The sequence below is a fragment of the Methylopila jiangsuensis genome (genome assembly GCF_027922305.1).
GTDB classification, from domain to species: Bacteria; Pseudomonadota; Alphaproteobacteria; order Rhizobiales; family Methylopilaceae; genus Methylopila; species Methylopila jiangsuensis.
Window position 1 is genome coordinate 20,641 of sequence record NZ_BSFK01000002.1, and the last position, 16,067, is coordinate 36,707.

11 protein-coding genes and 1 pseudogene are annotated in these 16,067 nt (G+C 69.9%); 5 read left to right on the top strand and 7 right to left on the bottom strand.

Going from position 1 to position 16,067, the window contains the following annotated elements:
- Positions 1-4: 4 nt before the first annotated feature.
- Both pyc and PKE85_RS00135 read left to right on the top strand, forming a co-directional pair.
- Positions 5-3,469, top strand: coding sequence for a pyruvate carboxylase (pyc, locus tag PKE85_RS00130; protein ID WP_271202760.1), 3,465 nt, complete (start codon positions 5-7; stop codon positions 3,467-3,469).
- Positions 3,470-3,488: 19 nt separating this feature from the next.
- Positions 3,489-4,157 (top strand): hypothetical protein, encoded by a 669-nt coding sequence (locus tag PKE85_RS00135; protein WP_271202761.1) that lies wholly within the window; start codon positions 3,489-3,491, stop codon positions 4,155-4,157.
- Between the two features lie 94 nt (positions 4,158-4,251).
- Here the strand turns inward: PKE85_RS00135 and PKE85_RS00140 are convergent, their stop codons facing one another.
- From PKE85_RS00140 to PKE85_RS00165, 6 genes are all read right to left on the bottom strand, one after another.
- Entirely contained in the window at positions 4,252-5,376 is a 1,125-nt protein-coding gene (locus PKE85_RS00140) for an acetate/propionate family kinase (RefSeq protein ID WP_271202762.1), read from the bottom strand.
- Positions 5,373-6,323: a bifunctional enoyl-CoA hydratase/phosphate acetyltransferase gene (locus PKE85_RS00145; RefSeq protein WP_271202763.1), complete on the bottom strand. Its 951-nt coding sequence runs from the start codon at positions 6,321-6,323 to the stop codon at positions 5,373-5,375. The genes PKE85_RS00140 and PKE85_RS00145 overlap by 4 nt, the downstream gene beginning before the upstream one ends.
- On the bottom strand, positions 6,323-7,420 hold the full coding sequence (locus tag PKE85_RS00150) for an alpha/beta fold hydrolase (protein WP_271202764.1): 1,098 nt from the start codon (positions 7,418-7,420) through the stop codon (positions 6,323-6,325). The genes PKE85_RS00145 and PKE85_RS00150 overlap by 1 nt, the downstream gene beginning before the upstream one ends.
- A gap of 79 nt (positions 7,421-7,499) precedes the next feature.
- On the bottom strand, positions 7,500-8,633 hold the full coding sequence (locus tag PKE85_RS00155; protein ID WP_271202765.1) for an ABC transporter permease: 1,134 nt from the start codon (positions 8,631-8,633) through the stop codon (positions 7,500-7,502).
- Position 8,634: 1 nt separating this feature from the next.
- Positions 8,635-11,367, bottom strand: coding sequence for a ribosome-associated ATPase/putative transporter RbbA (rbbA, locus tag PKE85_RS00160; RefSeq protein ID WP_271202766.1), 2,733 nt, complete (start codon positions 11,365-11,367; stop codon positions 8,635-8,637).
- Entirely contained in the window at positions 11,364-12,359 is a 996-nt protein-coding gene (locus PKE85_RS00165; RefSeq protein ID WP_271202767.1) for an HlyD family secretion protein, read from the bottom strand. Before PKE85_RS00165 ends, rbbA begins: the two co-directional genes overlap by 4 nt.
- A 181-nt stretch (positions 12,360-12,540) precedes the next feature.
- Here PKE85_RS00165 and PKE85_RS00170 point away from each other — a divergent pair, with 181 nt between their 5' ends.
- The 3 genes and pseudogenes from PKE85_RS00170 (at position 12,541) to PKE85_RS00180 (ending at position 15,468) form a co-directional block, all read left to right on the top strand.
- Entirely contained in the window at positions 12,541-13,464 is a 924-nt protein-coding gene (locus PKE85_RS00170) for a LysR family transcriptional regulator (protein ID WP_271202768.1), read from the top strand.
- Between the two features lie 255 nt (positions 13,465-13,719).
- Positions 13,720-14,925 (top strand): annotated as a pseudogene (locus PKE85_RS00175) (NAD-dependent formate dehydrogenase).
- A gap of 75 nt (positions 14,926-15,000) precedes the next feature.
- The gene (locus PKE85_RS00180) at positions 15,001-15,468 is read left to right on the top strand and encodes an HPP family protein (RefSeq protein WP_271202769.1); all 468 of its coding nucleotides are present in this window, start codon (positions 15,001-15,003) and stop codon (positions 15,466-15,468) included.
- 175 nt (positions 15,469-15,643) lie between these two features.
- On the opposite strand, the gene PKE85_RS00185 is transcribed toward PKE85_RS00180, so the two are convergent.
- Positions 15,644-16,000 carry a winged helix-turn-helix domain-containing protein gene (locus tag PKE85_RS00185; RefSeq protein ID WP_271202770.1) on the bottom strand — a complete coding sequence of 119 codons (357 nt, stop codon included), beginning with the start codon at positions 15,998-16,000 and terminating at the stop codon, positions 15,644-15,646.
- Positions 16,001-16,067: the final 67 nt, after the last annotated feature.

Here is a 16,067-nt window from a genome sequence, read left to right on the forward strand (position 1 = left end):
TCCCATGACCGCAGCACCGCTCCCGACCGGCCCCCGCAAGATCGAAAAGCTGCTTGTCGCCAACCGCTCCGAGATCGCGATCCGGGTGTTCCGGGCCGCGTCCGAACTGGGCATCCGCACGGTCGCGATCTATGCGGAGGAGGACAAGCTTTCGCTCCACCGCTTCAAGGCGGACGAGGCCTATCAGGTCGGCCGGGTCATGGGGCCGCTGGAGGCCTATCTCTCCATCCCCGAGGTGATCCGGGTCGCGAAGGACGCCGGCGTCGACGCCATCCACCCGGGCTACGGCTTCCTGTCGGAAAGCCCGGAGTTCGCCGACGCCTGCGCCGAGGCGGGCGTGCTGTTCATCGGGCCGTCGCCCGAGACCATGCGCAAGCTCGGCAACAAGGTGGCGGCGCGCAACCTCGCCATCAGCGTGGGCGTGCCGGTGATGCCCGCCACCCCGCCGCTGCCCGACGATCCGGAGGCGATCCGGAAGGCGGCCGAGGAGATCGGCCTGCCGGTGATGCTGAAGGCCTCCTGGGGCGGCGGCGGCCGCGGCATGCGCGTCATCCGCGACATGGGCAAGCTGATCGGGGAGGTGACCAACGCCCGGCGCGAGGCCAAGGCCGCCTTCGGCAAGGACGAGGTCTATCTCGAAAAGCTCGTCGAGCGCGCCCGGCACGTGGAGGTGCAGGTCCTCGGCGACCGCCATGGGAACACGGTCCACCTGTTCGAGCGCGACTGTTCGGTCCAGCGCCGCAACCAGAAGGTGGTGGAGCGCGCGCCCGCGCCTTATCTCGACGAGGCGACCCGCGCGGAGCTGTGCGAGAGCGGCCTGAAGATCGCCCGCGCCACCGACTATCTCGGCGCCGGCACGGTCGAGTTCCTGATGGACGCCGACAGCGGCCGATTCTACTTCATCGAGGTCAATCCGCGCATCCAGGTGGAGCACACGGTGACCGAGGTGGTCACCGGCGTCGACATCGTGAAGGCGCAGATCCGGGTGATCGAGGGCGCCGCGATCGGGACGCCTGAATCGGGCGTGCCGGCGCAGGGCGACATCCGGCTGAACGGCCACGCCCTGCAGTGCCGCATCACCACCGAGAACCCGGAAGACAACTTCATCCCGGACTACGGCCGCATCACCGCCTATCGCGGCGCCATGGGCTTCGGCATCCGGGTGGACGGCGGCACCGCCTATTCGGGCGCGGTCATCACCCGCTTCTACGATCCCATGCTGGAGAAGGTGACCGCCTGGGCGCCCACGCCCGAGGAGGCGTGCCTGCGCATGCAGCGCGCCATCAGCGAGTACCGCATCCGCGGCGTGGCGACCAACCTCGCCTTCCTCGAGAACGTGGTGCGGCACCCGACGTTCGTCGCGGGCGAGACCATCACCCGCTTCATCGACGAAACGCCGGAGCTGTTCGCGTTCGAGAAGCGGCAGGACCGCGCCACGCGCCTGCTGACCTACATCGCCGACGTCACCGTCAACGGGCACCCGGAGGCCAAGGGCCGGGCGAAGCCCAAGGACGGCGCCCCCGAGCCCGTGGCTCCGCTGTTCGGCGCGGTCGCGGACGGCTCCCGCCAGTTGCTTGAAGAGCTGGGGCCCAAGGCGTTCGGCGCCTGGATGCGGGAGCAATCCCGTGTGCTCGTCACCGACACCACCATGCGCGACGCGCACCAGTCGCTGCTGGCGACCCGTGTGCGGAGCTTCGACATCGCGGCCTCCGCGCCGTCCTACGCGTCGGGCCTGCCGCAGCTTCTCAGCCTCGAATGCTGGGGCGGCGCCACCTTTGACGTGGCCATGCGCTTCCTCACCGAAGACCCGTGGGAGCGCCTCGCCAAGATCCGGGAGAGCGCGCCCAACCTGCTGCTGCAGTGTCTGGTGCGCGGCTCGAACGGCGTCGGCTACGCCAACTATCCGGACAACGCGGTGGCCTTCTTCATCGCCCAGGCGGCCAGGGGCGGCGTGGACCTGTTCCGGGTGTTCGACTGCCTGAACTGGATCGACAACATGCGCGTCAGCATGGACGCGATCATCGACGCCGGGAAAATCTGCGAGGCGGCGATCTGCTACACCGGCGACGTGCTCGACCCGGCGCGGGCCAAATACGACCTGAAATACTACGTCGATCTGGCGAAGCGGCTGGAGAAGGCCGGCGCCCATGTGCTGTGCCTGAAGGACATGGCGGGCCTGCTGAAGCCGGCGGCCGCCCGGCTGCTGGTGAAGACGCTGCGGGAGGAGACCGGCCTGCCGCTCCACCTCCACACCCACGACACTTCCGGCATCGCCGGGGCCACGGTTCTGGCCGCCATCGACGCCGGCGTGGACGCGGTGGACGCGGCCATGGACGCGTTCTCCGGCATGACGTCCCAGCCCTGCCTCGGCTCCATCGTGGCGGCGCTGAAGGGCTCCGAGCGCGACGCCGGCCTCGACCTCGACGCCATCCGGGCGATCTCGCTCTACTGGGAGCAGGCCCGCGCCCAATACGCCGCCTTCGAGAACGACCTGCTGGCGCCGGCGTCCGAGGTGTATCTGCACGAAATGCCGGGCGGGCAGTTCACCAACCTCAAGGAGCAGGCCCGCGCCATGGGGCTGGAGACCCGCTGGAACGAGGTGGCGCGCACCTATCGCGACGTGAACGACATGTTCGGCGACATCGTAAAGGTGACGCCCACCTCCAAGGTGGTGGGCGACATGGCGCTCTCCATGGTCTCGGCCGGCCTCACCCGCGCGGAGGTGGAGGATCCGGCCGTGGAGGTGTCGTTCCCCGAAAGCGTGGTGCAGCTCATGAAGGGCGAGCTCAGCCAGCCGCCGGGCGGGTTCCCCAAAGGCATCCAGTCCAAGGTGCTGAAGGGAGAGGCGCCGATCGAGGGGCGCGCCGGCGCGCTGATGCCGCCGGTGGATTTCGACGCGACCCGGGCGGAGCTCGCCAAGAAGATCGAGCGCGAGCCGAACGATTTCGACCTCGCCTCCTACCTCATGTACCCCAAGGTGTTCGTGGACTACGCCCAGGCGGAGAAGAAATACGGTCCGGTGTCGGCGCTGCCGACGCCGATCTACTTCTACGGCCTTGGCGCCGGCGGCGAAATCCCGGTGGAGATCGAGCGCGGCAAGACGCTGGTGATCCGCAACCTCGGCGTGGGCGAGACCGACGAGGAGGGCCAGGTGAAGGTCTTCTTCGAGCTGAACGGCCAGCCGCGCATCATCAAGGTGCCGAACCGCTCCGCCGCCGCCCGCGAGGCGCGGCGCAAGGCGGAGGAGGGCAATCCCGGCCATGTGGCCGCGCCCATGCCGGGCATCGTCTCCACCGTGTCCGCCAAGGTGGGCCAGACGCTCGAGCCCGGCGACGTGGTGCTGTCCATCGAGGCCATGAAGATGGACACCTCGATCCACGCCGAGAAGGGCGGCGTGGTGAAGGAGGTTCTGGTGTCGCCGGGATCGCCGGTGGACGCCAAGGATCTGCTCGTTGTGATCGAGGCCTGACGCGGGCTATCGTCGGGCCATGTCTGATCCGTCGCACGACGCCGAGCCGCCGCGCTCGCCGCTGTCCCCGTCCCGCCCCGCGGGCACGGGAGCGTTGCGCGAGGCGCTGCGGCGCGCGCGCGCCGAATCCGCCGAGCATGGCGACGCGGTGACGGGGCTGCGGCAGGCCGACCTTTCCCGGCTCGAAATCCTGAAGGAGGCGCTCGACCCGGTGTTCGCGGCGATCCCGCCGGAGGTGGACCTGTTCGACATCGGCCTCGTGCCGGGCGACCGGCCGCGCCTGTTCGTGGACATGGTGTCCTTCGTGGAGATGGGCCGGGACCGCCGGCTCTACCGCTTCCTGCGCGACGGGCGGAACGGCCGCGTGGTCGCCGCCGAGAGCGCGGAGGTGGAGCCGATCGTGCAGGCGGTGACCGATTACGTCGCCCGCCGCATGGTGGAGCGCGAGCGCCTGCTGGCGAGCGACCCCGAACCCGCCGCGGCCGCCGCTCCGGCGCCGCAGCCCGTGGGCTCGGGAGCCTCGGTCCCGCCGGCGGGCCCGGCCGCCGAGCCGCAGCCGCAGCGGAGCCGTCTCGCCCGGTTCGTGGCGACCGTGCTCGCCTTCATCGCCGGCGGGGCGATCGGCACGGTGGTGGTGGTGGCGCTGATGATCGCCGTCGCCAAGGGCGTGCTGCCGACCGCGCGCTGACGGCCGGCCGTTCCGCTTGGGCGTGATTGCGCCCGGTTGCCTGTCGGGCTCCGCGGGCGCCGCGCGCAAGCCGCACGGGCTCGGGGACGGACGCTCAGCCCAGGACGCCGGTCCGGGCCAGGAGCTCGGTCGCCTCCACCGCCATCACCCGCTCCTCGTTCGCCTTCACCACGAGCGCCTCGAACGGCCCGAGAAACCGCAGCCGCTCCACGATTGCCCGCCGCACCGGCGCCGCGTGTTCGCCTATGCCGCCGGTGAAGACGAGCGCGTCGATCCCGCCCATCGCGGCCGCCATGGCGGCCGCGAACTGCGCCACGCGCATCTCGAAGAAGGCCAGCGCGAACCGCGCGCGGGGATCGGTGCTCGCCAGCAGCGTCTCCACGTCGTTGCTGAGCTCCGACAGGCCGAGCAGGCCGGAGCGCTCGTACAGCGCGGAGGAGACCTCCTCGGCGCTCATCCCCAGCGCCTGCAGCAGATAGAGCACCGCGCCGGCGTCCAGCGCGCCGCAGCGCGTGCCCATGGGCAGGCCGTCCAGCGCCGTCATGCCCATGGTGGTGTCGACGCTGCGGCCGGCCGCCATGGCGCAGAGGCTCGCGCCGTTGCCGAGATGGGCCGCCACCACCCGGCCGGCGTGGAGCGCAGGATGATCGGCGGCGAGCGTCCGCTCCACCCAGTGGTAGGACAGGCCGTGGAAGCCGTAGCGGCGCACGCCGCGCTCCCGCAGGTCCCGCGGCAGCGCGAAATCGTGGAACAGCGGCTCGCGCCGGGCGTGAAACGCGGTGTCGAAACAGGCCACGCTGACCACGTCGCCCAGCAGACGCTGCGCGGCGGACACCGCCGCCAGATTGTGCGGCTGGTGCAGCGGCGCGAGCGGCGACAGCTTTTCGAGCGCGTCGAACACGTCCGGCGTCACGATGACCGGATCGACGAAACGGTCTCCGCCATGGACGACGCGGTGCGCTACCGCCCGCATCCGCCATGCGGCGTCGCGCCGGTCCACGAAGGCGAGCGCCGCCGACAGCGCGACCTCGTGATCGGCGCCGGGCGCGAGCTCCACATGCTCGCTGGCGCCGCCGACCACTTCGGCGTCCATCACGGGCGCCGCCTCGCCGAGCCGCACCGCCTTGCCCCTGGCCAGCATCTCGAGGCCGTCGACGGAGAAGACCTGAAACTTCAGGCTCGACGAGCCGGAGTTGAGCACCAGCAGCGTGTCGATCATTTCAGGCGTCCCGCGCGGCGCGCCTCCGCCAGCGCCACCGCCAGCGCGCAGGACAGCAGGCGGGCGCGCAGGTTGTCGGCCCGGCTCGTCAGGATGATCGGAACCCGGGCGCCCAGAACGATGCCGGCGGAATCCGCGCCGCCGAGGAACGAGAGCTGCTTGGCCAGCATGTTGCCGGCTTCGAGGTCGGGGACCAGCAGGATGTCGGCCTCGCCCGCCACCGGCGAGACGATGCCCTTCTCGCGCGCGGCGGCGAGGCTGATGGCGTTGTCGAAGGCGAGGGGGCCATCCACCAGCGCGCCGGCGATCTGGCCGCGCTCCGCCATCTTGGACAGGGCTGCGGCGTCGAGCGTCGCCGGCATCTTCGGGTTGACCGTCTCGACCGCGGCGAGCGCCGCCACCTTCGGCAGGTCGTCCTCTCCGCCCACGGCGACGCGCCAGAGGTTGGCGGCGTTCTGCACGATGTCGGCCTTGGCGGCGAGATCCGGCGCGATGTTGATGGCCGCGTCGGTGATGATGAACGGCTTCGGGTAGCTGCCGATGTGCATGACGAAGGCGTGGGAGATGCGGCGCTCGGTCCGGAGCCCGGCCGCGGGCCGCACCACCGCGCCCAGCAGTTCGTCGGTGTGGAGCGAGCCCTTCATCAGCGCGTCGAGCCGGCCGGCCGCGGCGGCCGTCGCCGCCTTCTCCGCGGCGTCGTGGCTGTGCTCGGCGTCCACCAGCTCCCAGGGGGCGATGTCGACTCCGGCCTCCTCGGCCGCGGCGGCGATGCGGGCGCGGGGGCCGATCAGCACAGGGTCGATCAGCTTTTCGGCCGCCGCTTCCGCCACCGCCGCGAGCACGTTCGCCGAGACGGGGTGGACCACGCCGGTCCGCACCGCGGGGAGGTTTTCGCAGCGGGCGAGAGCGCTTCGGAAATAAGCGTCGGAGGTGGCGTCCAGCGTCATCAGGCGGCCTCTCTCATCCAGCGCGCGATGTCGGGCCATGTGTCGGACAGAGTCCTGCGTCCCATGAACAGGCCGATATGGCCGCCCGGCACGAGCTTTTCCACGATCGCGCGCTTCGGCGTCCCGACCAGGTCGCGGGCGGCGAAAACCTGCTCCTTCGTTGTGATGTCGTCCTCCGCGCCGGCCAGCAGATACAGCGGACAGGCGACGCGGCCGAGGTCGAGGCGCCGTCCGAGGCCCACGAACTCGCCTTTGGCGAACAGGTTGTGCTTGAACAGCTCCTCGATCGCCTGAAGGTAATAGACGCCCGGCAGGTCGAGCGGGTTCTCATACCAGGAGGCGAAGGTCTCCGTGCGGTCGAGATAGTCCCGGTCGGCGAGATTCTCGTAGAGCTTCACGAACTTGTCCACATACTGCTCGGCGGGATGCATGTTCTTCCAGCCCGCCAGCATGAAGCGTCCGGGCATGAGCCCGTCGCCCATCTCCACCATGGCGCGATAGCTCTTGAGCGGCATCTCATGCGCCAGCCGCTTGATGGGCCCGTCGCCGGCGTTGGTGTCGATGGGCGAGCCAGCCAGCACCAACGATGCGACCTTGTGCGGGAACCGGGCTGCGAGCATCGCGCTCAGCCAGCCGCCCTGGCACAGGCCGACCAAGCGGACAACGCCGCCGAGGTCGTCGACCGCGGCGTTGAACTCGGCGAGATAGGTGTCGATGGAAAAGTAGCGCATCTCCGGCGTCGCGGGCTTCCAGTCGGTCACCAGCACATGGGGGACGCCGTTCGCGAGCAGGGTCGCCACGAGGCTCTGGCCGTCGGCGTAATCGGCGATGGTGGCGCTGTGGCCCGCATAGGGCGCGTCGATCACCACGGGCGTCGCGCCGGTGGTCGGGTCGCCGAACTCGCGCAGCCGCATGGTGGGAAGATCGAGCCGCACGGTGTTGGCCGTCGCCCAGCCGGGCGCGGGCGGACGGGATATCTTCGCCGCCTCCTCCAGAAAGTCCAGATTGCGCGCGGTCAGACGCAGCGCGGCCTCCACCGGCCACAGCCAGGGCGGGCAGCGTTCGGCGGCGGAGGCGGGCGCGTGGGGTTCGGTCATGGGGCTGTCCGGGGCGGGCGTGGTCGTCGGAGGTGTTTGAGCCGCTCGGCGCGACATGAGGATGACGGGCGCGGCGCCGTCAGGCGAAGATCACCTTCCGGAACCGAACGAGGGCGAAGGCGAAGTAGGCGCCGCCGATGGCGACGATCTTCGCGATCTCCGGCCAGACGACGTCGAGGCCTGCGCCCCGGTAGAGCACCCCTTGCGCCAAGGCGACGAAATGGGGGGTCGGGCTGATGAGCCGCATGGTCCATTGCAGCCAGACCGGCATGCTCTCCATGGGCGTGGTCGCGCCCGACAGCAGCTGGGTGACCACGAACACCGGAATGGCGAGCAGCCCGAACTGGCCCATGGTGGTGGCGAGCGTCCCGAGCAGGATGCCCAGCGCCGCGACCGTGAAGGCGTAGATCGCCGCGCCGAACGCGAACAGCGCGAGCGAGCCCGCCACCGGCACGCCGAGCCACCACTCCACCACCAGCGTGAGCGAGGCGAGGGCCGCGACCAGGATGACGAGCCCGTTCGCCGCCATCTTGGCCAGCATGATCTCCACCGCCGTGACCGGCATCACCAGCAGGTGCTCCACCGTGCCCTGCTCGCGCTCGCGGATGAGGGCGGCGCCGGTGAGCACGATGGTGAGCAGCGTGACGTTGTTCAGGATCTGCATCACCGAGCTGAACCAGCCCGAGTCGAGATTGGGGTTGAAGCGCGCCCGCACCACCACGTCGACGGGGGTCGTCGACGTGGCCTCCCGCCCGGCGGTCGCGCGCGCGATCTCCTGGGCGATGATCTGCTGGATGTAGACCGAGCCGTTGCCGGCCTGGGTCATGGCGGTGGCGTCGATGTTGAGCTGAAGTCCGGTGCGGCGCCCCGCCATCAGGTCGGCCTGGAAGTTCGGCGGAATCTCCAGCACGAACACCAGCCGCCCGGCGTCCATCTCGGCGTCGATCGCGGAGGCCGGTATCACGCGCGCGACCTTGAACAGCGGCGGGCCGAAGGCCCCGAGCAGCGTGCGGGACAGTTCCGAGCGGTCCTCGTCCACCACGCCGATGGTGAGATCGCGCGCCTCCAGCTTCACGCCGGTCGCGACCGTGTAGACCGCGACCGAGAAGGCGTAGACCACCAGCAGCAGCATCACCGGGTCGGCCCGGATGCTGCGCAGCTCCTTGACGATGAGGTGGCCGATGTTTCCGAGATGGATGAGGAGGCGGCGCATCTCAGGCCTCCTGCTTGCGCAGCCCGAGCTGGGCCACCGCGAGGAACAGCAGGAAGAAAAGGGCGAGCATCGCAAGGTTGGTCCACAGCTCCGCGATGCCGAGCCCCTTGGTGAACACGCCGACGCTGACCGGCTGGTACCAGGCCGGCGGCAGGCTCATGCCGATCAGCCGCCCTCCGCCGGAGAGCGAGGCCACCGGCGCCATCAGGCCCGAGAAGTTCACCGCCGGGATGATCGACAGGATCGCGGTGGCGAAGACGGCGGAGACCTGCGTGCGGGTGAAGCTGGAGATCAGCTGGCCGAAGCCCGTGGTCGCCGCCACGTAGAGCAGCGTCGCGAGCGCCAGCACCCAGACCGAGCCCTTGATCGGCACGTCGAACACGGTGAGCGCGATGACGACCAGCAGAACGAAGCTCGCCATTGCGACGGCGATGTAGGGCAGCTGCTTGCCGAACAGGAACTCGAAGCGGCTGATGGGCGTCGAGCGGAAATTGGCGATCGAGCCGGTCTCCTTCTCGCGCACCACGCCGATGGCCGACATGATGGCCGGGATCACGATCAGCATCAGCATGATCACGCTCGGCACCATGGCGTTGGCGCTGCGGAAGTCCTGATTGTAGCGGAACCGGGTCTCGATCGAGACCGGCGTCTCAGCGTGGCTGGAGGCGGCGCGGTCGGCGGAGAGCGTCTGCGCGTATTGGGTCGCGAGCGCGGTGACGTAGCCGCGGGTGGTCTCCGCCCGGAACGGCATGGCGCCGTCGAGCCAGACCGACACCTCCGGCCGGCGGGCGCTCATGAGGTCGCGACCGAAGGAGGGCGGGATTTCAATCGCGAGCGTGAGCTCGCCGCTCTTCAGGCGCTCGTCCAGCTCGGAGGCGGAGCGAAGCGGCGGCTGCTCGGAGAAATAACGCGAGCTGGAGAAGGCCTCCGCCAGCTGGCGGCTCTCCATGGAGTTGTCCTGGTCGTAGGCCGCGAATTTCAGGTTCTCCACGTCGAAGGAGATGCCGAAGCCGAAGGCGAGCATCAGGATCAGGGGGCCGAGAAAGGCGAAGCTCAGCCGGATCGGGTCGCGGAGCAGCTCCATGGTCTCGCGCCGGGCGCAGGCCCAGAGCCGGCGCGGGTCGAACCGCTTCTCCGCGCGCGGCGCCGTCTCCGGTTCGCGGATCGCGGCCTGCGCCGGCGCGGGGACGGCGCCGTCCGCGATCCCGGCCGCCTCCTTCAGATCGGCGATGAAGGCCTCCTCCAGCGTCGCCGCGCCGCGCGCCGCGACCAGTTCATCCGGGGTTCCGACGGCGAGCACCTTGCCGGCGTGCATGAAGGAGATGCGGTCGCAGCGCTGCGCCTCGTTCATGAAATGGGTGGAAAGGAAGATGGTGACGCCGTCGTCCCGCGAGAGGTCGATCAGCGTGCGCCAGAAGCTGTCGCGGGCGATCGGGTCCACGCCCGAGGTCGGCTCGTCGAGGATCAGCATGGCCGGACGGTGCAGCACGGCGACCGCAAGCTGCAGGCGCTGGCGGATGCCGAGCGGCAGCGCGTCCGGCCGCGCCTCCGCCGCCTCCGCGAGGTCGAAGCGGTTCAGCAGCTCCCCGATGCGGACGGGGATTTCGGCGTCGGGCAGGTGGTAGAGCTCGGCGTGCAGCCGGAGGTTCTGGCGCACGGTGAGTTCGCTGTAGAGCGAGAACGACTGCGACATGTAGCCGACGTTGCGGCGGGTCTCCATGTCGTCGGCGGCGAGCGGCCGGCCGAATAGTTTGGCGACGCCCTCGCTCGCCGGCAGCAGCCCGGTCAGCATCTTCATCGTGGTGGACTTGCCGCAGCCGTTGGAGCCAAGGAAGCCGAAGATCTCGCCGCGTCCGATGCGGAAGCTCACATGGTCCACCGCGACGAAGTCGCCGAACCGCCGCGTCAGCCCTTCGGCTTCGATCGCGGGCGTGGCGTCGTCGGCGGCGACCCGCGGCCGCGGCTCGACCGCGCGATGCTGGGCGCGTTTGGCCTCGGGCAGCAGCGCCACGAAGGCCGCCTCCAGCGTGGCCTCGCCGGTCCTGGCGCGCAGCTCCGCCGGCGCGCCGGTGGCGATCGCGCGGCCGTCGTCCATGGCCACCAGCCAGTCGAAGCGCTCCGCCTCCTCCATGTAAGCCGTGGCGACGATCACGCTCATGCCCGGCCGGCGGGCGCGGATCGAGTCGATCAGGTCCCAGAACTGCCCGCGCGACAGCGGGTCCACGCCGGTGGTGGGCTCGTCCAGCACCAGCAGGTCGGGATCGTGGATCAGCGCGCAGCAGAGCGACAGCTTCTGCTTCATGCCGCCGGAGAGCTTGGCGGCGGGGCGGGCCTCGAACGGATCGAGCCCGGTCGCCTGCAGCAGCTCGTCGATGCGGCGGCGGCGCTCCGCGGCGTCCTGCCCGAACAGCCGGGCGTGGAAGTCGATGTTCTCGAACACCGAGAGCGTGGGGTAGAGGTTGCGGCCGAGGCCCTGGGGCATGTAGGCGATGCGCCCGCGCCGGGCCTCGCGCTCGGCCTTGACCGAGAGATCGCCGCCCAGCGCATGGACCTCGCCCTGCTGGATCCTCCGCACTCCGGCCACGAGCGCGAGCAGGGTGGATTTGCCCACGCCGTCCGGGCCGATGACGCCGATCATGCGACCGGCGGGAATGTCCAGCGTCAGCGCGTCGAGCGCCGTCACCCGGCCGTAGCGATGGGTGACGCCCGCAAGGCGGGCCGCCGGCTCGGTCACGGCAGCTTCACGGCGAGCGCTTCGGGCCACCTGGCGTCGGGCGAGGTGCGCACCACGCCGAGACCCCGGACGCCGGTCTTCACCTGCCGGTGGTATCTGGCGAGCAGGTCCCGGTCGAGCTGGAGCTTGACCCGGAACATGAGCTTCTCGCGCTCGTCGGCGGTCTCCACCGTCTTGGGCGTGAACTGGGCGTCGGCGGCGACGAAGCTGATGGTCGCCGGGATCACATATTGCGGAACCGGATCGAGGATGATGCGCGCCTCGTCCCCGAGCGCCAGCCTGCCCGCCTGCGCGGCCGGCAGATAGATCGTCATGTAGACGTCGGACAGGTCGAGGATCGTGAGCACCCGCGCGCCGGCCGCGACCACCTCGCCCGCGCGGGCGAGCTGGTACTGCACCCGCCCGCTGCGCGGGGCGACGAGCACCAGATCCACCAGGATCGCCCTGATCTGCTCGGCGTCGGCCTCGGAGGCGCGGATGGCGAACTGCGCCTGCTCGCGCTGCGCTTCCGCCGCTTTCAGCGCGGCGTCGGCGGCGTCCGCCTTGGTGGAGCGCTGGTCGAACACCTGTTTGCTGAGATAGCCCTTCTCCACCAGCTCCCGGCCGCGCTCCACGTCGTTGCGGGCGAACATCTGGTCGCTCCGGCGCTGGGCGATCAGAGCCTCCGCCTCGGCCAGCGCCTGACGGGCGCGCAGCACCTGCGCCTGGGCGGCGCGCAGCTGCGCCTCATATTCCGGGGAGGCGATGCGGGCGATCTCCTGCCCGGCGGTGACCTCGTCGCCCTCCGCGACCGTCACCTCCGCCAGCCGGCCCGGATATTTGGAGGAGACGTCGATCTGCGTCGCCTCGATGCGGCCGTTGGTCTTGACCACGCCCTCCGGCATCGTGTCGCCGCGCAGCCGCTCGATCAGGGCCTGAATCCGTGATTCCGCCCGGGCGGGGAGGACCGCAAGCGCCAGCGCGGCGGCGAGAACAACCGAAAGGGGTCGCATGAACGGCTCCGCGGCGGGGGACGGGAACGATCCGATCCTTACTTCATAGCATGGGCGGCCTGCGACGCGACCGGAATGGCTCCCATGCGCCGCGCGTTCGTCTCCGCCCAGAGGGTTCTGGCGTTCAGGCGAGCGATCGTTATATTCTATTTCACATAACGAATGACGGTGGCCGTTCTCCATGCTTGTCCGGCATCTCTCCTTTTTCGTCACGCTCGCCCGCGAAAAGCATTTCGCCCGCGCTGCGGAGGCGTGCAACGTCACCCAGCCGACGCTGTCGGCGGCGATCCGCAAGCTGGAGGAGGATCTGGACGCCCGCCTCGTGGTGCGCGGACAGCGCTTCGAGGGGCTGACCCCCGAAGGGGAGCGGGTGCTGATCTGGGGCCGCCAGATCCTCACCGACTACAACAGCCTGAAGGACGATCTCAGCGGCGCCCGCGAGGGCCTGACCGGGGCGCTCAGGCTGGGCGTCATCCCGGCCGCCATGCCGGCGGTGGCCTTCATCACCGCCCGCTTCGCCCGGGCGCATCCCGCCGCCACGGTGGAGGCGCGGTCGCTGACCTCGCGGGCGATCCAGGAGGGGCTGGACGCCTTCGAGCTCGACGGCGGCATGACCTACCTGGAAAACGAGCCGCTGCAGCGGGTCCGTCGCGCGCCGCTCTATCAGGAGCGCTACGTCTTCGTCGCCCATCGCGCCCACCGGCTGGCGGGGCGCCGCTCGATCACATGGGGCGAAGCGGCGCGGGAGCGGCTCTGCCTGCTGAGCGAGGACATGCAGAACCGCCGCATCATCAACAACCTCGCGTCCTCGATCGGCGTGGCGGTGCGGCCGGAGGTGACGTCGAACTCGTTCCTCAGCGTCTGCTCGCATCTGCGTCACGGGGCGTGGGCCGGCATCGTGCCGCACACCTTCTTCTGCGTGTTTCCGGCCGCGCCGGATCTGGTGGCGATCGATCTGGTGGAGCCGGCGCACAGCCAGTCCATCGGTCTGGTGTTCTCGGACCGGGAGCCGCGCTCGCCCATGGCGGACGCGCTGCTCGCCTGCGCGCTCGACGTTGATCTCGAAGCCGAACTGGCGGCGGCGATCAGCCGGGTCGCTGATTGACGACGCCTATCAGCGCTTCAAATGGTTTCATTAGACATCTATCGCCGCGAGGTTCAGCCTCCCGTCATTCGACGCTCAAGAAGGCAGAAAACAGCCTCACAAGCGCGATAAAGAGGAAGCGCCTGCGGCCGATCTTTCAGATTGGTCTTGTTATAAGTCTATGACACGTCTTGATCCCGTCGCCCCATGCGCGACGGGAATGCGGGACGGCGCGCGCCCCTCTTCCCGGAAACGTGGAACGAGGAGACTTAAGACATGGCCAAGGTCGTGTGTGTTCTTTACGATGATCCGGTCGACGGCATGCCGAAGACCTACGCCCGCGACGATCTGCCGAAGATCGAAAAATACGCGGACGGGCAGACGCTGCCGACACCGAAGGGCATCGACTTCCAGCCGGGCGAGCTTCTGGGCTCGGTCTCGGGCGAGCTCGGCCTGCGGAAGTACCTCGAGGCCAACGGCCATGAGCTGGTCGTGACCTCGTCCAAGGACGGTCCGGACAGCGAACTCGAGAAGCACCTCGCCGACGCCGAGGTGGTGATCTCGCAGCCGTTCTGGCCGGCTTATCTGACCGCCGAGCGCATCGCCAAGGCGCCGAAGCTGAAGCTCGCGCTCACCGCCGGCATCGGCTCCGACCATGTGGACCTGGACGCCGCGGTGAAGAACGGCATCACCGTCGCCGAGGTCACCTTCTGCAACTCGATCAGCGTCGCCGAGCATGTGGTGATGATGATCGTGTCCCAGGTGCGCAACTACCTGCCGTCCTACGAGTGGGTGAAGAAGGGCGGCTGGAACATCGCCGACTGCGTCTCCCGCTCCTACGACGTGGAGGGCATGCACATCGGCACGGTCGCCGCCGGCCGCATCGGCCTCGCGGTGCTGCGTCGCCTGAAGCCGTAGGACGTGCATCTGCACTATTTCGATCGCCACCGTCTGCCGGAAGCGGTCGAGAAGGAGCTGAACCTCACCTGGCACGACACCGTCGAGGACATGGTCAAGGTCTGCGACGTCGTGACGATCAACTGCCCGCTGCACTCCGAGACGCTGAACCTGTTCGACGAGACCATGATCTCGAAGATGAAGCGCGGCGCCTACATCATCAACACGGCCCGCGGCAAGATCGTCGACCGCGACGCCATCGTGCGCGCCTGCGAGAGCGGCCAGCTCGCGGGTTACGCCGGCGACGTGTGGTTCCCGCAGCCGGCGCCGAACGACCATCCGTGGCGGACCATGCCGCATCACGGCATGACGCCGCACATCTCCGGCACCTCGCTCTCGGCTCAGGCCCGCTACGCCGCGGGCACCCGCGAGATCCTCGAGTGCCACTTCGACGGCCGGCCGATCCGCGACGAATACCTGATCGTGCAGGGCGGCAAGCTCGCCGGCGTCGGCGCACGCTCCTACGCCTCGGGCGACGCGACCGGCGGCTCGGAAGAGGCCGCGAAGTACAAGAAGGCGGGCTGACGCCACGCCGTTCGGGGCCGGCGTTTCGCGCCGGCTCCGTTCCCCTGCAGTTCGAAATCCAAGTCGGAGGGCGCCATGGCGTCCGTCAGGGCCGCGCGCGCCGCGGCGATCGCCGGTTTCGGCGGCTTCCTCGTCATCTACGCCCTGGCCGAACTGTCGCAGATGTCCGGCGCCCTGCTGCTGATCGCCCCGTTCGGCGCCAGCTGCGTGCTGGTGTTCGGCGTGCCGGCGAGCCCGCTGGCGCAGCCGCGCAACGTCATCGGCGGCCATCTGGTCTCGACCGCGATCGGGCTCGCGGCGCTGACTGTTTTGGGCGCGGGACCGCTCGCCTTCGGCGTGGGGGTCGGAGCCGCCATCGCCGCCATGCTGGTCACGAAGACGACCCATCCGCCCGCCGGCGCCGATCCGATCGTCGTCATCCTCGCCGGCGCGTCGTGGCCGTTCCTGTTCTCGCCGGTTCTGGCCGGCGCCGTCGTCATCGTGCTGGCGGGCGCGCTATACCATCGGGCGCTGAGCGGGTCGGTCTATCCGGTCCGGGCCTGAGGGCTTCACCGGGGCGTGTCTCGTGCGAGGCCGAACGCGCCCTCCACGTCATGCCCGCGCCTTCGCGCGGGTATCCACGACTTTCCATCGGGCGCAATCGTCGACGTCCAAGTCGTGGATGCCCGAGACGAGCTCGGGCATGACGGTTGAGGGTGTTCTCAAGCCGGCTTCCAACTCAGGCCGCGTCGTCGTCCGCGGCGCGCACGCCCGCCTGCAGCGCGGCGAGTTCGGCCTTGACGGCCTTGGCGGCCGCCTTCTCCACCGCTCGGTAGCGCGCGATCACCTCTTCGCCGAAGGGCGTCAGCCGCGCGCCGCCGCCGTGCTTGCCGCCGGCCTGCGAAGCCACCACGGGCTGCCCGAAAATCTTCGTGGTCTCGTCCACCAGATCCCAGGCGCGGCGGTAGGACATGCCCATGGCCCGCCCCGCCGCGGAGATGGACCCTTCGCGCGCGATCGCCTCGAGCAGCTCGACCTTGCCGGGGCCGACGCGGCCGTCGGGGTCCATGACGATCCACAGTCGCAGAGAGGCCATCCGTCCGCCCGAGCCGAAACGGCGGCGGACGAGAAGACGCCGCCGCCGTGAGTTTGAAACGGCTCCA